Source organism: Streptomyces sp. BR1, assembly GCF_052373795.1.
In the GTDB taxonomy this organism is placed as follows: domain Bacteria; phylum Actinomycetota; class Actinomycetes; order Streptomycetales; family Streptomycetaceae; genus Streptomyces.
This window is the reverse complement of the sequence record NZ_CM126252.1, coordinates 6,019,022-6,037,447: the sequence shown is the minus strand read 5'-3', so window position 1 is coordinate 6,037,447 and position 18,426 is coordinate 6,019,022. Positions and strand designations below refer to the sequence as shown.

Sequence of the window (18,426 nt, the reverse complement as noted above, 5' to 3'; positions counted from 1 at the left end):
CGCAGCGTCAGCCCTTTCGCTTGCTCCGCCGCGCGGACGGCAGAGTCCGCCCGACGATCACCGTGCGAGGCGGCTCGGCGGGCCCGGTTTTCCGTCCGATGGCCCGGCGCACCCCGTACCCGAAGGCCGCGACCTTCACCAGCGGGCCGCCGAAGGTCGAGGCGACCGTGGTGGAGAGCGCCGACGCGTTGGAGGTGACCTCCTGGACGTCCGAGGCGATGGCGTCGACCCGGTCCAGCTGGGTCTGCGCCGAGCGCACCGCCGAGGAGGCGTCCGCGAGCAGCGGGACGGCCTGTTCGGTCACGTCCGCCACCAGCTTGGTGGTCGCCTTCAGCGTCTGGGCCAGCCTCACGAGGACTACGGCGAGGAAGGACACCAGGATCGCCCAGAAGACGGCCACCAGGATCCCGGCCACCTCTCCACCGGACACTTCGCACCGCTCCCTGCGCATCGACCGTCGGACAAGAAAAGTTGTCCCCCGACCCTATCGCGCCGAGGGTCTTGCCCCCTACCGCATTAGGGCCTTACGGAAGCGGAGTCGAGCAGGCCGATTGTACGCAGTGCATACCCTTGAGTACTCTGCGTGTCCCATGCGCTCCAATCTGCCATCGGAGCTGAACGGCTTCGTCGGGCGAGAACGTGAACTGGCCGCCCTGCACGGGCTGCTGGCCGAGGCGCGGCTGACCACCGTGGTCGGGGTCGGCGGCGTCGGGAAGACCCGCCTGGCGCTGCGCGCGGCTGCCGCCGCGGCCGCGCAGGAACGCTACTGCGACGGGGTGTGGCTGGCGGACCTGTCCACGGTGACCGACCCGGACCTGCTCGACCACGCGGTCGTCGAGGCCCTGGGACTCACCGACCACACCACCCGCCCGCCGCGCCGCACCCTCCTGGACCACCTCGCCGAGCGCGCCCCGCTGCTCGTCCTGGACGGCTTCGAGCAGCTGGTGGACGCCTGCGCGGAGCTGGTGTGCGAGCTGCTGCGCCGCTCCCCCGGCCTTCGTGTGCTCGCCGCCGGACGGCTGCCGTTACGTGTGGACGGCGAGCGGCTGCTCGCGCTGGCCCCGATGGACGACGAGGACGCGGTGGCGCTCTTCACCGACCGCGCCCACGGCTCGGCGCTCACCGACGAGCGGACGGCCGCCGTACGGGAGGTGTGCCGGCGCCTCGACGGGATCCCGCTCGCCCTGGAACTGGCGGCCGGACGTCTGGGCGCGCTCTCCATCGGGCAGGTGCTGCACCGCCTGGACGACCGCTTCCGCCTGCTGACCTGCGGCGGACGCGGAACGGTGGCCCGCCATCAGACGCTGCGCACCACCATCGGCTGGAGCCATGAGCTGTGCACCGGGCCCCAGCGGCTGCTGTGGGCCCGGCTCTCGGTGTTCGCCGGGCAGTTCGACCTGGAGGCCGTCGAGTACATCTGCGTCGGCCCGGACCTGCCGCCCGAGGACGTGCTCGACGTACTCCAGCAGCTCCTCGACCACTCGCTGGTGGTGCGCGAGGACGGCCCGGCGGGCGTGCGCTACCGGATGCTCGACACCGTACGGGAGTACGGCGCCGAGTGGCTGACGGCGACCGGCGACGCCGACCGGCTGCGCCGGCGCCACCGCGACTGGTATCTCGGGCTCGCCACCTGGTGCGAGCTGGACTGGTTCAGCCCGCGCCAGGCCGAGGTCGCGGTGCGGGTGGAGGCCGAACTGCCCAATCTGCGGGCCGCGTTGGACTACTCGCTCGACTCGGAGCGGGACACGCATCTGGCCCAGTACCTGGCCGGGACGCTCTGGTTCTGCTGGGTCGGCTGCGGGCGGCTGGCCGAGGGACGGCACTGGCTGGGCCTGGTCCTGGAGGCCGGGGGCGGCGACCACGACGGCGCCCGGCTCAAGGCGCTGTGGGTGCTCGGCTATGTCTCGGTGCTGCGCGGCGACTCGGTGGCGGCGATCGCGGCGCTGCACGAGTGCCGTGAGGACGCCGAGCGCACCGGCGACGCGGTGGCCCGGGCATACGCGGTGCACCGGACCGGCTGTCTGGCCCTGGTCTGCGACGACATGCCGCGCGCCGAGGAACTGCTGCGCGCGGCGCTCGCGCAGTACGAGGAGATCGGCGAGCTCAACAGCAATGTGCTGATGGCGCGGGTGGAGCTCGCGATGGCGGTGGCCTTCCGGGGCCATCTCGACGAGGCCGTCGTGATGTGCGAGCACGTGGTCGAGATCTGCGCGGAGCACGGCGAGCGCTGGGCCCTCGCGTACGCGCTGTACGTCCTCGGGTATGCGGCCTGGCACGCCAAGGACCTCGGCGGGGCCCGGCGGCTGCTGACCGAGTGCCTGGAGATCGACCACGCCTTCCACGACCTGCTGGGCACGGTCCTGGCCCTTGAACTGCTCGCGTTGGTAGCGGTGGACGGCGGCGATCCGGCGCAGGCGGCGGTGCTCCAGGGGGCGGCCGAGGGGATCTGGCCGTCGGTGGGGCTGCCGCTGTTCGGCTCCGCGTCCTTCAACGCCGCGCATGTGCTCTGCGAGCAGCGGGCGCGCGAGCGGCTGGGGGACGGTGCGTACGAGACGTTCCGGCAGCGGGGCAGGGGGCTCGACCTGGACGAGGCGGTGGCGCGGGCGCTGACCGGCTCGGGCGGCGAGGACCCCGTACCGGAGACGCCGGCGCCACCCGGACAGGCGCTACAAACGCGGAAGCCCGCCGCCTCCCGCTCCGTGCGGAGCGAGGGGACGGCGGGCCGAAGCGCGGAGCGCTGAATACTGCGCCTGACTCAGCGGGCGTAGTACTCGACGACGAGCTGCTCGTCGCAGATGACCGGGATTTCCTTGCGGTTCGGGTCACGGTCCAGGCGGAAGGCCAGGGCCTTCAGGTTCACCTGGAGGTAGCGCGGGGTCTCGCCCTCGCCGGCGTAGCCACCCTCGCGGGCAACCTGGAAGGGGTGCTTCGCACGGCTGCGCTCGCGGACGGTGACGACGTCGTCCGGACGGACACGGAACGACGGCTTGTCGACCTTGCCACCGTTGACCTCGATGTGGCCGTGGACGACCATCTGGCGGGCCTGGTAGATGGTGCGGGCGATGCCCGAACGCAGGACCAGGGCGTCGAGGCGACGCTCAAGCTCGACGACCAGCGCCTCGCCCGTCTTGCCCTCGGCCTTCTTGGCGCGGTCGTAGGCACGCGCCATCTGACGCTCAGAGATGTCGTACTGGGCGCGCAGACGCTGCTTCTCCAGCAGACGGACCTTGTAGTCCGAGTTCTGCTTGCGGCCACGGCCGTGCTCGCCCGGCGGGTACGGACGGGCCTCGAAGTACTTGACGGCCTTCGGCGTCAGCGCGATGCCGAGCGCACGAGACTTCTTGACCTTGGGACGCGACTGGTTAGGCACGTTCTCCAAACCTCCATGGTTGGGTTAGGTTAGGCTCACCTTACTCAAGGAGATCGTATGTCTCGTCCGGGGAACACCAGTCACATCACGGACAGCACGAAGAAGGCCGAACCCGCAGAAGGGGTCGGCTCCACCGGCCCGCACAAGGGGGCCGGTACCGGTGCGCAGCATGCCACCGGTCACGTGACGGAGGTCCGATCAGATCGTGGTCAGCCGCGTCCCAGCGGACTTGAAATCGCGCGGATGCCGTCAGCAGCCGAGCGCACACGAACTCTCGTACATAGTACCTGCTCGTCAGTGCTGCTCATCACCGGTCTCGACGGCGCCCGTCCGGAGCAGCTGACGCCCAGGCTGTGCAACGTGGGTCCGGACGGTGATCTGTTCCTGCTCTTCCCCGCCGACTCCCCGGCCGTACGGGCCGCCACCCACGCCCACGACGACGAGCTCTCGGCCGTCCTGGAGCTCACCGATGTGGCACCGGTATCGGTCCCCCACCGTATCCGGGGCCGCGCCTGGATCACCGGCTGGCTGACCCGCGTCCCGGGCCTGGCCCCGCCCGGCAGCATGACGCTCCGCCTGGAGGTCAACGAGGCGTACGTGGACGACCTGTGGGGCGCGACCTCGGTCGCGCCCGAGGACTTCGCGGCCGCCGAACCGGATCCGCTGGCCTCCCACGAGACGGAGCTCCTGCAGCATCTGCACGCGTCCCACGGGGAACAGGTGCGCTCGTTGTGCGGCCTGGTGGAAAAGGGGCCGGGCGGGATGAAGTCGGTCACGCCGCTGGCGCTCGACCGGTTCGGGCTGCGCGTGCGCTTCCAGGACCACGCCGGGCACTGCTTCGACGCGCGCTTCGAGTTCCCGGAGCCAGTGACGGACCTCACGGGACTGCGGCGCGCGATGCGGCGGCTGTTCGAGGCGGCGGAGGGCTGAGGACGGCAGGGCGGGCGCGGGTCGCCGTCGGCCGGGCGGGGTGCCCGTGCCGCTGCTCCCGGACGGCTACTCCGCCCGCCCCAGCCGCTCCCTGACCTTCTCCACCACGTCCGCGTACCGCGCCTCCGCCCCGTACCGCGTCGGCTCGTAGTAGCGCTTTCCGGCCACCGCGTCCGGGGCGTACTGCTGGGCCGCGATCGCGCCCGGCACGTCGTGCGGGTACACATACCCCTGGGCGTGGCCGAGCTTGGCCGCGCCCTTGTAGTGGCCGTCGCGCAGATGCGGCGGAACGGGGCCGGCCAGGCCCGCCCGGACGTCCGCCATCGCCGCGAAGATCGCGTTCGTCGCCGCGTTGGACTTCGGCGCGAGAGCCAGGGCGATGGTGGCGTGGCTGAGGGTGAGGGCCGCCTCCGGGAAGCCGATCAGCGCGACCGCCTGGGCGGCGGCGACGGCGGTGGGCAGCGCCGTCGGATCCGCGAGGCCGATGTCCTCGCTCGCCGAGATCATCAGGCGGCGCGCGATGAACCGGGGGTCCTCGCCCGCCTCGATCATCCGCGCCAGATAGTGCAGCGCCGCGTCCACATCGGAGCCCCGGATGGACTTGATCAGGGCGCTCGCCACGTCGTAGTGCTGGTCGCCGTCCTTGTCGTACTTCACCGCCGCCCGGTCGACCGTCTCCTCGACGGTCTGGAGCGTGACCTCCTTCTCGCCCTTCGCGAGCGCCGAACCGGCCGCCGCCTCCAGGGCGGTGAGCGCGCGGCGGGCGTCGCCGCCCGCGATGCGCAGCAGATGCGCCTCGGCGTCCTCGGGGAGCGTCACCGCGCCGCCGAGCCCGCGCTCCTCGGTGACCGCCCGGCGCAGAAGATCGCGCAGGTCGTCGTCGGTGAGCGGTTCGAGGGTGAGCAGCAGGGAGCGCGAGAGCAGGGGGGAGATCACCGAGAAGTACGGGTTCTCGGTCGTCGCCGCGATCAAGGTCACCCAGCGGTTCTCCACCGCCGGGAGCAGCGAGTCCTGCTGGGCCTTGGAGAAGCGGTGGATCTCGTCGAGGAAGAGGACGGTCTCCTTGCCGAATCCGCCGATCGCCCGGCGGGCCCCGTCGATGACGGCCCGTACTTCCTTCACGCCCGCGGTGATCGCGGAGAGCTCGACGAAGCGCTTGTTGGTCGCCTTGGACACCACGTACGCGAGGGTCGTCTTGCCGATGCCGGGCGGGCCCCACAGGATCACGGACGAGGGGCCGGCGGGACCGCCGCTGCCCTCCCCCACCAGGCGCCGCAGCGGCGAGCCGGGCTTGAGCAGATGCTGCTGCCCGACCACCTCGTCGAGGGTGCGCGGGCGCATCCGGACGGCCAGAGGGCTGCCCGCCGGGTCTTTCTCCTGGCGGTCCTCTGCGGCTGCGGTGAACAGGTCGGGCTCCACGTCGAGAACCCTAAGCCACGGCACTGACAACGCGGTCAGCGCAGGCAGAACACCTGGTCAGCAGGGTCGTACGCAGACGGTCAGCTCGTCCAGAAGTCCCACCAGCGGGTCAGGATCAGCATCCCGATGATCCCGACGTGCAGCACCGGCAGCACCCAGGTGAACTCGCCGAAGAAGCCCTTCAGCCAGTTCGGCGCGGGCAGGAAGCCGTGGCGGACGTTGAACGACGTGACGTACCAGAACATGAAGATCGTCGCGACCCACGCCAGGCAGCACCACAGGCACAGCGCGTTGATCCGGTACAGCGACTCGAACTGCAGCCAGGAGCAGAACCCGACGCCGAAGAGCGTGCCCGCGTTGAAGGTCAGCCAGTACCAGCGCGGGAAGCGGGCCCGGGTGAGCAGGCTCACGCCGACGCAGATGACGATCCCGTACGCCACCAGACCCAGCATCGGGTTGGGGAACCCGAAGGCCGACGCCTGGGCGCTCTTCATGATGTTGCCGCAGGACACGACCGGGTTGAGGCTGCACCCCGGCGTGAAGTTCGGGTTCTCAAGCAGCTTGAACTTGTCGATCGTGATGACCCAGGCCGCGAGCAGTCCGGCGGCCCCCGTGATCACCAGGAGCCAGGCGAACGAGCGGCTCCCGCCGACGCCGCGCGGGCCGTCCGCCCCGTCGGGGCCGGAGGAGACACTGTCCTTGGCTGTCGTCGTCTTGCTCATCACGCCGATCCGTCAGTCGAGTCATGGGCCTGAAGGGGCCTGGGGGTGGGGCTCATTGTGCCGTACACACGCACGTGCCCACCGTTCGTTCGACATAAGGGCGTACGCGCAGGACCGGAGTTGACGGTTCGGGAAACGGGAGACGGGCCGGACAGCCCTGGCTGTCCGGCCCGTCCATCGCACGGGTGGTTACGCGAGTCGTTCGCGCATCGTCTCCACGACGCTCGCCAGCGGCACCGCCGTCTGGTCGCCGGACTCCATGTCCTTGAGCTGCACGACACCTTCGGCGAGGTCGCGCTCGCCCGCGACGATCGCGTACTGCGCACCGCTGCGATTGGCCGACTTCATGGCCGACTTGACGCCCTTGCCGCCGAACGCGAAGTCGGTGGCGATGCCCGCCTTGCGCAGCTCGACCACCACACCGAAGAGGACCCGCCGGGCCTCCTCGCCGAGCGGCACCGCGAAGACGCTGGTGGCGGACGGGATGTCGAGCGTGACGCCCTCGGCCTCCAGCGCCAGGACCGTGCGGTCGACGCCGAGCGCCCAGCCCACCGACGGCAGCGCGGGGCCGCCGATCATCTCGGAGAGGCCGTCGTAGCGGCCGCCGCCGCCCACCGCGGACTGCGAGCCCAGACCGTCGTGGACGAACTCGAAGGTCGTCCGGGTGTAGTAGTCGAGGCCGCGCACCAGCTTCGGGTCGTCCTCGTACACCACGCCCTGGGCGTTCAGCAGCTCGCGGACCTCCTCGTGGTACGCCTTGCAGCCGTCGCACAGGTAGTCGCGAAGGAGCGGCGCGCCCACCAGCTGCTGCTGCACCGCGTCCCGCTTGTCGTCGAGGACGCGCAGCGGGTTGATCTCGGCGCGGCGCAGGGTGTCCTCGTCGAGGTCGAGGCCGCGCAGGAAGTCCTGGAGGGCGGCCCGGTAGACCGGACGGCACTCCTGGTCGCCCAGCGAGTTCAGCAGGATGCGGAAGTTGCGCAGGCCGAGCGAGCGGTACGCGTCGTTGGCCAGGATGATCAGCTCGGCGTCGAGCGCCGGGTCCTCGGCGCCGATCGCCTCGGCGCCGACCTGCGAGAAGTGCCGGTAGCGGCCCTTCTGCGGGCGCTCGTAGCGGTAGTACGAGCCCGAGTACCAGAGCTTGACCGGCAGGTTGCCCGCCTTGTGCAGATTGGCCTCAAGGGCCGCACGCAGCACGGAGGCGGTGCCCTCGGGGCGCAGGGCGAGCCTGTCGCCGCCCTTGGTCTCGAAGGCGTACATCTCCTTGCTCACGATGTCGGTGGACTCGCCGACACCGCGCGCGAAGAGCTCCACGTTCTCGAAGCCCGGGGTCTCGACATAGCCATAGCCGGAGTTGCGCAGCGGCGCCGCGATCGCCTCGCGGACCGCCAGGTAGGTCGCGCTGTTGGGCGGCAGCAGGTCGTACGTGCCCTTGGGGGCCTGGAAGGTACTCATGGGGAAGCTTCTCGTCACATTCCTCGTCGGGGAGAGGCGATGCCCTCTCCGAGGCCGGCGGCCACCTGCCGCAGATACGGGTTGGTGGCGCGCTCCTGGCCGATGGTGGTCTGGGAGCCGTGGCCGGACAGCACCACGGTCGAGTCGTCGAGCGGCAGGCACACACGGCCCAGCGATTCGAGCAACTCGGCGTGGCTGCCGCCGGGCAGGTCGGTGCGTCCGACGGAGCCGGCGAAGAGCAGGTCGCCCGAGAACAGGATCGGAGGAATGTCCTCCGCCTCGGGCAGCCCGAACGTCACCGACCCCTTGGTATGGCCGGGCGCGTGCGACACGGTGAGCTCCATACCGGCGAGCTGCAGCGTCGCGCCGTCGGACAGCTCCTTGACGTCGTCCGGTTCGCCGATGGTCAGCTCGCCCATGATCTGGGCGCCGAAGGAGCGGCCCAGCGCCTTCTCCGGGTCGCTCATCATGTACCGGTCCGAGGGGTGGATCCACGCGGGCACGTCGTGCGCCCCGCACACCGGGACGACCGAGGCGCAGTGGTCGATGTGGCCATGGGTGAGGACGACGGCGACGGGCTTGAGCCGATGCTTCCGGAGCGCGTCCTCGACTCCCTGGGCCGCCTGGTGGCCCGGGTCGATGATCACGCACTCCTCGCCGGCGGCGGGGGCGACCAGGTAGCAGTTGGTCCCCCAGGCCCCGGCGGGGAACCCGGCAATGAGCACGATCGTCCTCAGTTTCTCGTACGACGGGTGATTGCGGCTGTTCAGAGCCTACCGGCGCTGCTCCCGTCACAGCGAACCCATATACGGTACGGGCACAGTCCGCGCGTACACGCGTCCGTACCCCCTACACCGCACAAGGAGACCACCGGTGGTCAGCAGCGAACAGCGCCGGCGCCAGCTCGCCCGGGAGAAGTTCGAGCGTCAGCAGCAGCGCCGCGAGACGGCCCGCCGCAAGGCCAAGCGCCGCAACACCGTCATCGCGGCCGCCCTCGCGGTGGTCGTCGCGGCGGGCGGGGCGGCCTTCGCCACGGGCGCCTTCTCCAGTGACGACAAGAAGTCGGACGCCGCCGCGCCCTCCGACGCCCCGACGCCCTCGGCGAGCAAGGAGTCCGCGCCCGAGCCGAAGATGGCGATCGACCAGAAGGCCGCGTACACCATGTCGCTGAAGTCCAGCGCCGGTGACATCGCCATCACGATGGACGCGGCGAAGACGCCGCACACCGTCAACTCGTTCAAGTCCCTCGCCGACAAGGGCTACTTCACCAACACGAAGTGTCACCGCCTCACCACGCAGGGCATCTACGTGCTCCAGTGCGGCGACCCCAAGGGCGACGGCACCGGCGGCCCCGGCTACACGATCCCGGACGAGAACCTGACGGGCCTCGGCAAGGCGGGCGCGGACGGCACGGTCACCTACCCGGCGGGCACGGTCGCCATGGCCAACACCGGCCAGCCGCACACCGGCGGCAGCCAGTTCTTCCTCGTCTACAAGGACAGCAAACTCCCGCCCACCTACACGCCGTTCGGCACGATGGACGCGGCGGGCCTGAAGGCCGTCGAGGACGTGGCGAAGGCCGGGGTCACCGGCGGCGGCGCGGACGGCGCTCCCAAGACGCCCGTCACCATCGCCAAGGCCACCGTCAACAAGGACTGACCCGCGGAATTCGGCCGCGCTGAGTGCGGACAGCCGGGCGGCGAGTCGCCTAGATTGGCGTTGTGCAGCGCGGTGACAAACGCGTTGTGGAGGGCGGGCGAGGCCCGTCCCGGAAACTGTGGACGATGCCACGAGGGCCGAACCCCTCGCGTCGGCATCATGTGGAGGAGGCGCTGTGAGCAGCGACCCGTGGGGCCGCGTCGATGAGACGGGCACCGTGTATGTGCGTACAGCCGAGGGCGAAGTCGTCGTCGGATCGTGGCAGGCGGGGACTCCCGAGGAGGCCCTGGCCTACTTCGAGCGCAAATACGAGGGCCTGGTTGTCGAGATCGGCCTCCTCGAACGACGGGTGAAGACCACCGACCTGTCGGCGAAGGACGCGCAGACCGCGATCGACCATCTGCGCACGCAGGTGGACGAGCATCACGCGGTCGGCGACCTGGCGGCACTCGGCAAGCGGCTCGACAAGCTCGTCGAGACCGTGGAGTCGCGCCGCGAGGAGCGCAAGGTCCAGAAGGCCAAGCAGACCGACGAGGCCAAGCACGCCAAGGAGGCGCTGGTCGCCGAGGCCGAGGAGCTGGCGCAGAGCGAGCAGTGGCGCTCGGCGGGCGAGCGGCTGCGGGCGCTCGTGGACACCTGGAAGGGCCTGCCCCGGCTCGACCGGAAGTCCGACGACGAGCTGTGGCACCGCTTCTCGCACGCCCGCTCGGCGTTCTCCAAGCGCCGCAAGGCGCACTTCGCGTCGCTGGACGCGCAGCGCGAGGACGCCCGCAAGGTCAAGGAGAAGCTGGTCGTCGAGGCCGAGGCGCTGTCGTCGTCGACGGACTGGGGCACCACGGCCGCCCGCTACCGCGAGCTGATGGCGGACTGGAAGGCGGCGGGCCGCGCCCAGCGCGAGGCCGAGGACGAGCTGTGGAACCGCTTCCGCGGCGCCCAGGACGTCTTCTTCGCCGCGCGCGGCGAGGTCTTCGCGGAGCGTGACGCCGAGCAGACCGAGAACCTGAAGCTCAAGGAGGAGCTGGCCGTCGAGGCCGAGAAGCTCGTCCCGGTGTCCGACCTGAAGGCGGCCCGCGCCACCTTCCGGGGCATCAACGAGCGCTGGGAGGCGATCGGCCACGTACCGCGTGACGCGCGTCCCAAGGTCGAGGGCCGCATGCACGCCGTGGAGCGGGCGCTGCAGGAGGCCGAGGAGTCGGAGTGGCGCCGCACCAACCCGGAGGCACGCGCGCGTGCCGCGGGTCTGACGGGCCAGCTCCAGTCGGCGGTCGACAAGCTGCGCGGCCAGATCGACGCGGCCCGCGCGGCCGGCAACAACGCCAAGGCCGACAAGCTCGCCAAGGAGCTCGAAGGCCGCCAGGCGCTGCTCGACCAGGCGTTGAAGGGTCTGGAGGAGTTCGGCGGCTGACGCCGTCGACTGCGACGAGGGTGTACGTATGAGGGCCCGGCCGTGACATCACGGCCGGGCCCTCGGCGTCCGTGACCTCGCTGCGCCTGCCGTGACTCGCTTACGCGGCCGGGCCCGGCCCTCTGCTCCCCCGCTCCAGGGTGTCGAGCGCGTGCCGCAGCACATCGCAGGCCTGGCTGTGGTTTCCGGCCGACTGCAACAGCTCGGCGAGGCGGCGGCAGACCGTCAGGGCTTCGGGGCCGAACCTCTTGTGGGTGAGGTGGAACGCGCTTTCCAGGACCTCGATCGCCTGGTCGTCCAGGCCCGACTCGGTGAGCAGTTCGGCAAGTTCGAGATGGACGATGACGCCGTCGCCCTCCGCGTCGGGCACCCGGTCCTGCCGGATCATCCGCAGCACCGGCAGCGCGTCCCTGCCGCGCCCCACCGATCTGAGCAGCCGGGCCAGCTGGAGCCCCGAGGAGATCATCGCGGCCTCGACCTCGGCGTCCATCACGGGCCCGGCCGGGGCGCCCGGCTCGGCCTTGGCGCGGTTGCGCACCAGCGGGAGGCGCCCCACGTCGTTCTCCTGGCTGCGCTGCGGGCGCGGCCGGTTCCGGGCGCCGAGCCGGGCGTCCACGGCCCGGTAGACGGTCTCCAGGTCCAGGGTCTCCGGCGCGTCCGGCAGCCCCTGGCTCAGGACGTGCAGCAGCTCGCCGGTGAAGGCGGTGTGCCGCTCCCCGTCGGGGGCGAGCGCCACATGGTCCTTCGGGGAGGCGGTGAGGACGTACGCGCCCTCTATTCCGGCCTGTGCGGCAAGGGCGTTGGGGCTGGTGAGGGTGCGGGCCGCGCGGCCGCTGAAGCAGCAGTCGAGCACGACGATCTTGCGCCGGGCCGGGGAGGCGAGGATCGCGGCCCGCAGATGCCGGTACTCGACCGCCGTGTACCCGGCGCCTTCGCGCGAGCCGGTCAGAGCCACGTACAGGTCCGCCGACTCGGAGTCCCGCAGCCCGTGACCGCAGTAGTAGACCAGCAGCGTGTCCCGCGCCCGCTCGCCGGCCGCGTACACCGGGTCGAGGAGGGCGGCCGGGGTCTCCGGCTCGGCCACCGTCAGGGTGTGCGCCTCCGGCAGCCCCCAGATCGTGGAGTCCCGCAGGACCGTCGCCAGTTCCGTGAGGTTGGCTTCCACGGCGGGCAGTTGGGGCAGATGCACATAGCCGGCGGTGCCGATCAGTACGGCGGCCGACGCCGAGGGGTCAGGCAGATCCGCCGTCACCGGACCGCTCCTCACCGGCCAGCAGTGCGGTGATCTGCGCGATGGTGGCCGGGTCGGCCCCGTCGATCTCGATCTCCACCCCGTCCCTGCGTACGACGACGCGCGGGGAGGCGCGGCGGGCGGTGCGCCACTGGTCGACGGCGAGCGCCAGTTGGCCCGCCGAGAGGCCGCCGCTGACCACCAGCGAGATGACGTCGAGCACGGCGCCCATGTGCTCGGGGTCGGCGGGCGCCGAGCTGGCGAGCGTGCCGTGCGCGGCGCGGCGCACCTCGTCGTCCGCGTGGAGCCACTTCAGCAGGGAACGCAGTTCCGCCTCGGGGTCGGCGGTGCCGCGCACCCGGATCTCGATCTTCGACACCGGTTCCTCGGTTCCCTTCAGCCATCGGTCGTACGGGTGCGCGCTCGTGCGCAGCCCTGGTGCGGGCCGCGTCATTCGAGCTCGCGTGCTTCGCGTGCGGCGAGCACGGGGGTCACCACCGCGGACACCTCCGCGAACTTGGCCACTGCCTCGGGGCCCGCGCCGAGCCGGGCCAGGCACACGCCCTGCCAGTACACGCAGGCCAGCGTGGTGGGGTGGTCGGGTCCGAAGGAGGCGCGGCTGACCTCGGCGACCGTGCTCAGCAGCCCGATGGCCTCCTCCAGCGAGCCGCGCAGCACCAGGTTGACGGCCTCGCGCTGACGGGCCTCGGCGACGGACGGGGTCATCGCGCGCAGGATCTGGTTCCTGGTGGCACCGCTGAGGGCCAGCCCCGTGTAGGTGGCGTCGTGCCGCTCGGGGACGGCCGAGGGCTGCGGGGACGCGTGGGAACCAGGCTGCTGGATGGCGCCGGTCCCGGTGCTCTGAGGCGCGGGCGGCCCGGCCTGGGGCTGAGGCGGCTGGACAGGGACGCCCCACAGCACGGGCGGTCCGACGGTCGGGGCCTGGGCGGCGGCGGGCGGCCCGAAGTCCCGTACGGCCCGTCTGCGCAGGTGTCCGGTGACCGCGTCCTCGATCAGCTCGCCGGCGTTGGGCGGGCAGCGCAGCCGCTCCAGCGTCTGCGCCGCGGTGGGGCGGGCGGCCGGGTCCTTGGCCATCAGGTCGGCGACCAGGTCGGCGAGGTCGTCCGGTATGCCCGGCATGCCCTTCAGGGGAAGCGGGGACTCATGGAGGATCTTGTAAATGACCGCCACCATCGTCTCACCGCCGTAGGGCTGGATCCCGGAGAGCATCTCGTACACGCAGACACCGAGGGCGTACAGATCCGTGTGAGTCGCGGGGGTGTCTCCGACCACTGCTTCCGGCGCCATGTACGACGGCGTGCCCACCACCATCCCCGTCATGGTCTGCCGGGAGGTGTCGAGCAGGTGGGCGATGCCGAAGTCCTGGAGGACGACCCGGCCTTGTCGGGTCAGATGCACATTGCCGGGCTTGACGTCCCGGTGCAGGATGCCCGCCTCGTGCACGGCGTTGAGCCCCGCGCACACACCGCTGGCGATGGCCCGTACGAGGGCGTGCGGCAGCCGGGACTCCGCGATGAGGGTGCGCAGGTCCACGCCCTCCAGGAGCTCCATGACGAGGAAGGGCGCGTCGCCATGGAGGCCCACGTCATGGACGATGACCGTGTTGGGGTGGGTGATCCGGGCCAGGGCGCGCGCCTCGCGGTCGAAGCGGTCGCGCATCTCGGGACCGGCGAGGTCGGAGCGGATCATCTTCAGGGCCACGCGCCGCCCGAGCGCGGTGTCCAGGGCCTCGTACACCTCGCCCATGCCGCCGGAGCCGAGCCGCGTGCGCAGCTCGTACCGCCGGTCGATCACGGTCGGCCCGGCCATGTCACCCCCTGTGCCCGAATCCCCCGATCATCGCTCTCAACTCCCCTGTCGAGCAAGGGAATCGGGCAAGTCGGGGGATCCGGAAGGGCGTTACGGCCTGCGCGCCGAGGTCACCCGGTACACGTCGTACACACCCTCCACTCCGCGCACGGCCTTCAGGACGTGTCCGAGGTGCTTGGGGTCGCCCATCTCGAAGGTGAAGCGCGAGGTGGCCACCCGGTCGCGGGACGTCTGCACGGCCGCCGACAGGATGTTGACGTGCTGGTCCGAGAGGACCCGGGTGACGTCCGACAGGAGCCGGGAGCGGTCGAGCGCCTCGACCTGGATGGCGACCAGGAAGACCGAGGACTGGGTGGGCGCCCACTCGACCTCCAGGATCCGCTCCGGCTGCTGCGAGAGCGAGTCCACGTTGACGCAGTCCGCGCGGTGCACCGAGACGCCGCTGCCGCGGGTCACGAAGCCGATGATCGGGTCGCCGGGGACAGGCGTACAGCAGCGGGCCAGCTTGACCCACACGTCCTCGACGCCCTTGACCACCACGCCCGGGTCGGCGTTGGCGCGGCGCTTGCTGCGGCCGCGCGAGGGCGGCGCCGACTCGGCGATGTCCTCGTTGGCGGCCTCCTCGCCGCCGAGCGCCTGCACCAGCTTCTGCACGACGCCTTGAGCGGCGACATGGCCCTCGCCGATCGCCGCGTACAGCGACGAGATGTCGGGGTAGCGCATCTCGTGGGCGAGGGTGACCAGGGAGTCGCCGGTGAGGATCCGCTGGATCGGCAGGTTCTGCTTGCGCATGGCGCGCGCGATGGCGTCCTTGCCCTGCTCGATCGCCTCGTCGCGGCGCTCCTTGGAGAACCAGCCGCGGATCTTGTTGCGGGCGCGCGGCGACTTGACGAAGCCCAGCCAGTCGCGCGAGGGTCCGGCGCCGGCCGCCTTGGAGGTGAAGACCTCCACCAAGTCACCGTTGTCCAGGGTCGATTCGAGCGGCACGAGCCGTCCGTTGACCCGTGCGCCTATCGTGCGGTGGCCGACCTCGGTGTGCACCGCGTACGCGAAGTCGACGGGCGTGGCACCCGCCGGGAGCGCTATGACGTCGCCCTTGGGGGTGAAGACGAAGACCTCGTTGCGCGAGAGGTCGAAGCGCAGGGACTCCAGGAACTCGCTGGGGTCCTCGGTCTCCTTCTGCCAGTCGAGCAACTGGCGCAGCCACGCCATGTCGTTGATGTGGTCGTCCTTGCCGGCCTTCTTCGGTACGTCGGTACGCACCTTGGAGGCACCGGCGACGGCCTCCTGCTTGTACTTCCAGTGCGCGGCGATGCCGTACTCGGCGCGGCGGTGCATGTCGAACGTACGGATCTGGAGCTCGACGGGCTTGCCGTTGGGGCCGATGACCGTCGTGTGCAGCGACTGGTACATGTTGAACTTCGGCATCGCGATGTAGTCCTTGAACCGGCCGGGGACCGGGTTCCATCGCGCGTGCACCGTGCCGAGCGCCGCGTAGCAGTCGCGGACGGTGTCGACCAGGACACGGATGCCCACCAGGTCGTAGATCTCCGCGAAGTCACGGCCGCGGACGATCATCTTCTGGTAGACGCTGTAGTAGTGCTTGGGCCGGCCGGTGACGGTCGCCTTGATGCGGGCGGCGCGCAGGTCGGACTGGACCTCGTCGGTCACTATGGCCAGGTACTCGTCACGCTTCGGTGCCCGCTCGGCCACCAGCCGTACGATCTCGTCGTACATCTTGGGGTAGAGGATCGCGAAGGCGAGGTCCTCCAGCTCCCACTTGATGGTGTTCATGCCAAGCCGGTGCGCCAGCGGGGCGTAGATCTCCAGCGTCTCGCGGGCCTTCTTCTCCTGCTTCTCCCGCTTGAGGTAACGCATGGTGCGCATGTTGTGCAGGCGGTCGGCGAGCTTGATGACCAGGACGCGCGGGTCCTTGGCCATGGCGACGACCATCTTGCGCACGGTCTCGGCCTGGGCCGCGTCGCCGAACTGCACGCGGTCCAGCTTGGTGACGCCGTCGACGAGCAGGGCGACCTGGTCGCCGAAGTCGCGGCGCAGGGTGTCCAGGCCGTACTCGGTGTCCTCGACGGTGTCGTGCAGCAGCCCCGCCATCAGCGTCGCCGGGTCCATGCCCAGCTCGGCGAGGATCGTGGTGACGGCGAGCGGGTGCGTGATGTACGGGTCGCCGCTCTTGCGCTTCTGGCCGCGGTGCCAGCGCTCGGCGACCTGGTAGGCCTTCTCGACCTGGCGCAGCGTCGCGGTCTCGATCTTCGGGTCGTTGCTGCGCACTATCCGCAGCAGCGGCTCCAGGACCGGGTTGTACGCGGAGGAGCGCTGCACACCGAGCCGGGCGAGGCGGGCGCGGACCCGGTTCGAGGAGCCGCCCGAGCGCGAGACGGGGCCCGCGGGCGGCGTGGGCTTGGGGGCCGGGGCCGCGGCGAGGGGCCGCTGGGGCGCGGGCTTGGGCTCCACCGCGGGCTGCTGGGGCGCGGCGGGGGCCGCCGTGGCCTGCTCGGCCTGCTGGTCGGGCCGCTCGGCGGAGAGTGGCTGGGCCTCGTCTGGCAAGAGCGCTCCTCTGGGGTCCCCCCGGACGCGGTCTGGGGGAGGATCCGGGTCCCCCGGTCAGGCCCGGAAAGGCCATGGTATCGATCCTGGGCGGCCGGTTCGTGTCGGGCGGCTGTGACTGCCCGTATCCGGGAAACACGAGAGGCGGGTGCCGGATTCCTCCGGCACCCGCCTCTTGGTGTTCGCTGCCCTGGTCAGAGCGTGATGAGAGCCTCCAGCGGGGCCCCGCGCAAGGCGGGTTCCAGCCGGTTCCGCCCGGCCAGGAAGCCCAGCTCCATGAGCACCGCGACGCCGGCCACCTCGGCTCCGGCCCGCCGGATCAGCTCAAGCGAGGCCTCGGCGGTGCCGCCGGTGGCGAGGACGTCGTCGATGACCATGACGCGGTCGCCCGCGGCCAGGTCCTCGGCGTGCACCTCGATCTCGGCGGTGCCGTACTCCAGCTCGTACGCCTGCGAGAGCGTCGCTCCGGGGAGCTTGCCCGCCTTGCGCACGGGGATGAAGCCGATACCGGCGCGGACGGCGACCGGGGCCGCCAGGATGAAGCCGCGCGCCTCCAGGCCGACGATCTTCGTCGCGCCGTGCCGTACGCACAGCTCGGCGAGCGCGTCGGTCAGGGCCGTGAACGCCGCCGGGTCCGCGAGCAGCGGCGTGATGTCCTTGAACAGCACACCGGGCTTGGGGTAGTCCGGTACGTCACGGATGCGGCTGAGCAGCAGTTCCTGGGTGGAGACCGTCATCGCCGCTTCCCCCGGTTGTTGCGGGAGGGCTGGCGGCGCTGGCCGACGACGGCGCCCGCGGTCTCGGCCGCGTCCTCGGCGTCCTCGCCCGCCTGCTCCACCGCGTCCTGCGGCTCGTCGTCGCTCTCGCCCTTGGCGGCGGCCGCCGCCCGCTTGGCGAGCACCCGCTTCTTGAGGGCCTGCATCTGCGGCTCGCGCTCCTTGAAGTCGGCGACGAGCGGCGTGGCGATGAAGATCGACGAGTACGCACCGGCCGCGAGGCCGACGAACAGCGACAGCGAGATGTCGTTCAGCATGCCGGCGCCCAGGACGCCGCCACCGATGAACAGCAGGCCCGCCACCGGCAGCAGCGCGACGACCGTGGTGTTGATGGAACGCACCAGGGTGCCGTTGAGGCTCTTGTTCGCCATCTCGCTGTAGGTGATGCGGGTCTGCTTGGTGATGCCCTTGCCGCCCTCCTTGAGACCGTCGAAGACGACGACGGTGTCGTAGAGGGAGTAGCCGAGGATCGTCAGCAGACCGATCACGGTGCCCGGGGTGACCTCGAAGCCGACCAGTGCGTACACACCGACGGTGATCGTGAGGTCGTGGATCAGCGCGATCAGGGCCGCGAGCGCCATGCGCCACTCGAAGGCGATCGCCAGGTAGATCACCACGAGGATCATGAACACGATCAGGCCGGTCCACGCCTTGTTGGCGATCTCGTCGCCCCAGCTGGGGCCGACCAGGTCCGCGTTGATGTCCTCGGCCGGGACCTTGAGGTCCTTGGCGAGCGCGGTCTTGATCTGGTCCGACTTCGCGGTGTCGATGTCGGTGATCTGGATGCGCAGACCCTTGTTGCCGAGCTTCTGGACGATCGCGTCGTGGCCGGAGGCCGACTTCGCGTAGCTCTCCGCCTGGCTGACCGAGACGCTGGTCTTCGGGGTGGTGAAGACGGCACCGCCCTTGAACTCGATGCCCATCACCAGACCCCGCACCGCCAGGCCCAGGATGGCCGTGATGGTGATCAGGATCGAGATTCCGTACCAGATCTTCCGCTTGCCGACGAAGTCGTAGCCGACCTCACCGCGGTAGAGCCGGGCGCCGAGATGACCGAGTCGCGACAT

16 protein-coding genes are annotated in these 18,426 nt (G+C 70.9%); 4 read left to right on the top strand and 12 right to left on the bottom strand.

The annotated features are described in order from the left end of the window. Positions 1–7: 7 nt before the first annotated feature. The gene (locus tag ACT1U9_RS26505; RefSeq protein ID WP_188271526.1) at positions 8–430 is read right to left on the bottom strand and encodes a DUF948 domain-containing protein; all 423 of its coding nucleotides are present in this window, start codon (positions 428–430) and stop codon (positions 8–10) included. 160 nt (positions 431–590) lie between these two features. Between ACT1U9_RS26505 and ACT1U9_RS26500 the strand changes: the two genes are divergently transcribed. Then, positions 591–2,741: an ATP-binding protein gene (locus tag ACT1U9_RS26500; protein ID WP_444535139.1), complete on the top strand. Its 2,151-nt coding sequence runs from the start codon at positions 591–593 to the stop codon at positions 2,739–2,741. Positions 2,742–2,755: 14 nt separating this feature from the next. Here the strand turns inward: ACT1U9_RS26500 and rpsD are convergent, their stop codons facing one another. Next, entirely contained in the window at positions 2,756–3,370 is a 615-nt protein-coding gene (gene rpsD, locus ACT1U9_RS26495) for a 30S ribosomal protein S4 (RefSeq protein ID WP_400108888.1), read from the bottom strand. A 243-nt stretch (positions 3,371–3,613) separates the two neighbouring features. Between rpsD and ACT1U9_RS26490 the strand changes: the two genes are divergently transcribed. Next, on the top strand, positions 3,614–4,300 hold the full coding sequence (locus tag ACT1U9_RS26490; RefSeq protein ID WP_444539252.1) for a DUF2470 domain-containing protein: 687 nt from the start codon (positions 3,614–3,616) through the stop codon (positions 4,298–4,300). Between the two features lie 66 nt (positions 4,301–4,366). On the opposite strand, the gene ACT1U9_RS26485 is transcribed toward ACT1U9_RS26490, so the two are convergent. The 4 genes from ACT1U9_RS26485 to ACT1U9_RS26470 form a co-directional block, all read right to left on the bottom strand. Further along, the gene (locus ACT1U9_RS26485) at positions 4,367–5,719 is read right to left on the bottom strand and encodes a replication-associated recombination protein A (protein ID WP_444535138.1); all 1,353 of its coding nucleotides are present in this window, start codon (positions 5,717–5,719) and stop codon (positions 4,367–4,369) included. Between the two features lie 80 nt (positions 5,720–5,799). After that, entirely contained in the window at positions 5,800–6,441 is a 642-nt protein-coding gene (locus tag ACT1U9_RS26480) for a vitamin K epoxide reductase family protein (RefSeq protein WP_444535137.1), read from the bottom strand. Between the two features lie 189 nt (positions 6,442–6,630). Beyond that, positions 6,631–7,893 carry a histidine--tRNA ligase gene (gene hisS, locus ACT1U9_RS26475; RefSeq protein ID WP_444535136.1) on the bottom strand — a complete coding sequence of 421 codons (1,263 nt, stop codon included), beginning with the start codon at positions 7,891–7,893 and terminating at the stop codon, positions 6,631–6,633. 14 nt (positions 7,894–7,907) lie between these two features. Continuing rightward, complete coding sequence (locus ACT1U9_RS26470) at positions 7,908–8,618, bottom strand: MBL fold metallo-hydrolase (RefSeq protein WP_188271532.1); 711 nt, start codon at positions 8,616–8,618, stop codon at positions 7,908–7,910. Positions 8,619–8,766: 148 nt separating this feature from the next. On the opposite strand from ACT1U9_RS26470, the gene ACT1U9_RS26465 reads away from it, so the two are divergent. Both ACT1U9_RS26465 and ACT1U9_RS26460 read left to right on the top strand, forming a co-directional pair. Beyond that, the gene (locus tag ACT1U9_RS26465) at positions 8,767–9,552 is read left to right on the top strand and encodes a peptidylprolyl isomerase (RefSeq protein WP_444535135.1); all 786 of its coding nucleotides are present in this window, start codon (positions 8,767–8,769) and stop codon (positions 9,550–9,552) included. Positions 9,553–9,727: 175 nt separating this feature from the next. Beyond that, positions 9,728–10,957: a DUF349 domain-containing protein gene (locus ACT1U9_RS26460; protein WP_444535134.1), complete on the top strand. Its 1,230-nt coding sequence runs from the start codon at positions 9,728–9,730 to the stop codon at positions 10,955–10,957. Positions 10,958–11,057: 100 nt separating this feature from the next. Here ACT1U9_RS26460 and ACT1U9_RS26455 read toward each other — a convergent pair whose 3' ends face one another. From ACT1U9_RS26455 to secF, 6 genes are all read right to left on the bottom strand, one after another. Then, positions 11,058–12,209: a caspase, EACC1-associated type gene (locus ACT1U9_RS26455; protein ID WP_444535133.1), complete on the bottom strand. Its 1,152-nt coding sequence runs from the start codon at positions 12,207–12,209 to the stop codon at positions 11,058–11,060. After that, a complete protein-coding gene (locus ACT1U9_RS26450; RefSeq protein ID WP_444535132.1) occupies positions 12,190–12,642 on the bottom strand; it encodes an effector-associated constant component EACC1 in 453 nt (150 codons plus the stop codon). The genes ACT1U9_RS26455 and ACT1U9_RS26450 overlap by 20 nt, the downstream gene beginning before the upstream one ends. Next, a complete protein-coding gene (locus ACT1U9_RS26445) occupies positions 12,639–14,018 on the bottom strand; it encodes a serine/threonine-protein kinase (protein WP_444535131.1) in 1,380 nt (459 codons plus the stop codon). The genes ACT1U9_RS26450 and ACT1U9_RS26445 overlap by 4 nt, the downstream gene beginning before the upstream one ends. Positions 14,019–14,108: 90 nt before the next feature. Next, positions 14,109–16,583: a RelA/SpoT family protein gene (locus ACT1U9_RS26440; protein ID WP_444535130.1), complete on the bottom strand. Its 2,475-nt coding sequence runs from the start codon at positions 16,581–16,583 to the stop codon at positions 14,109–14,111. A 194-nt stretch (positions 16,584–16,777) separates the two neighbouring features. Beyond that, positions 16,778–17,320, bottom strand: a complete 543-nt coding sequence (locus tag ACT1U9_RS26435; protein WP_444535129.1) for an adenine phosphoribosyltransferase — start codon at positions 17,318–17,320, stop codon at positions 16,778–16,780. After that, positions 17,317–18,426, bottom strand: a complete 1,110-nt coding sequence (gene secF / locus ACT1U9_RS26430) for a protein translocase subunit SecF (RefSeq protein WP_444535128.1) — start codon at positions 18,424–18,426, stop codon at positions 17,317–17,319. The genes ACT1U9_RS26435 and secF overlap by 4 nt, the downstream gene beginning before the upstream one ends.

What these genes read in the sequence shown, in the direction of transcription:
- ACT1U9_RS26450 (WP_444535132.1), bottom strand. Translation starts at nt 12,642, where the DNA reads ATGACGCGGCCCGCACCAGGGCTGCGCACGAGCGCGCACCCGTACGAC.
- ACT1U9_RS26445 (WP_444535131.1), bottom strand. Translation starts at nt 14,018, where the DNA reads ATGGCCGGGCCGACCGTGATCGACCGGCGGTACGAGCTGCGCACGCGG.
- ACT1U9_RS26500 (WP_444535139.1), top strand. Translation starts at nt 591, where the DNA reads ATGCGCTCCAATCTGCCATCGGAGCTGAACGGCTTCGTCGGGCGAGAA.
- ACT1U9_RS26480 (WP_444535137.1), bottom strand. Translation starts at nt 6,441, where the DNA reads ATGAGCAAGACGACGACAGCCAAGGACAGTGTCTCCTCCGGCCCCGAC.
- ACT1U9_RS26490 (WP_444539252.1), top strand. Translation starts at nt 3,614, where the DNA reads ATGCCGTCAGCAGCCGAGCGCACACGAACTCTCGTACATAGTACCTGC.
- ACT1U9_RS26435 (WP_444535129.1), bottom strand. Translation starts at nt 17,320, where the DNA reads ATGACGGTCTCCACCCAGGAACTGCTGCTCAGCCGCATCCGTGACGTA.
- hisS (WP_444535136.1), bottom strand. Translation starts at nt 7,893, where the DNA reads ATGAGTACCTTCCAGGCCCCCAAGGGCACGTACGACCTGCTGCCGCCC.
- secF (WP_444535128.1), bottom strand. Translation starts at nt 18,426, where the DNA reads ATGTCGCGACTCGGTCATCTCGGCGCCCGGCTCTACCGCGGTGAGGTC.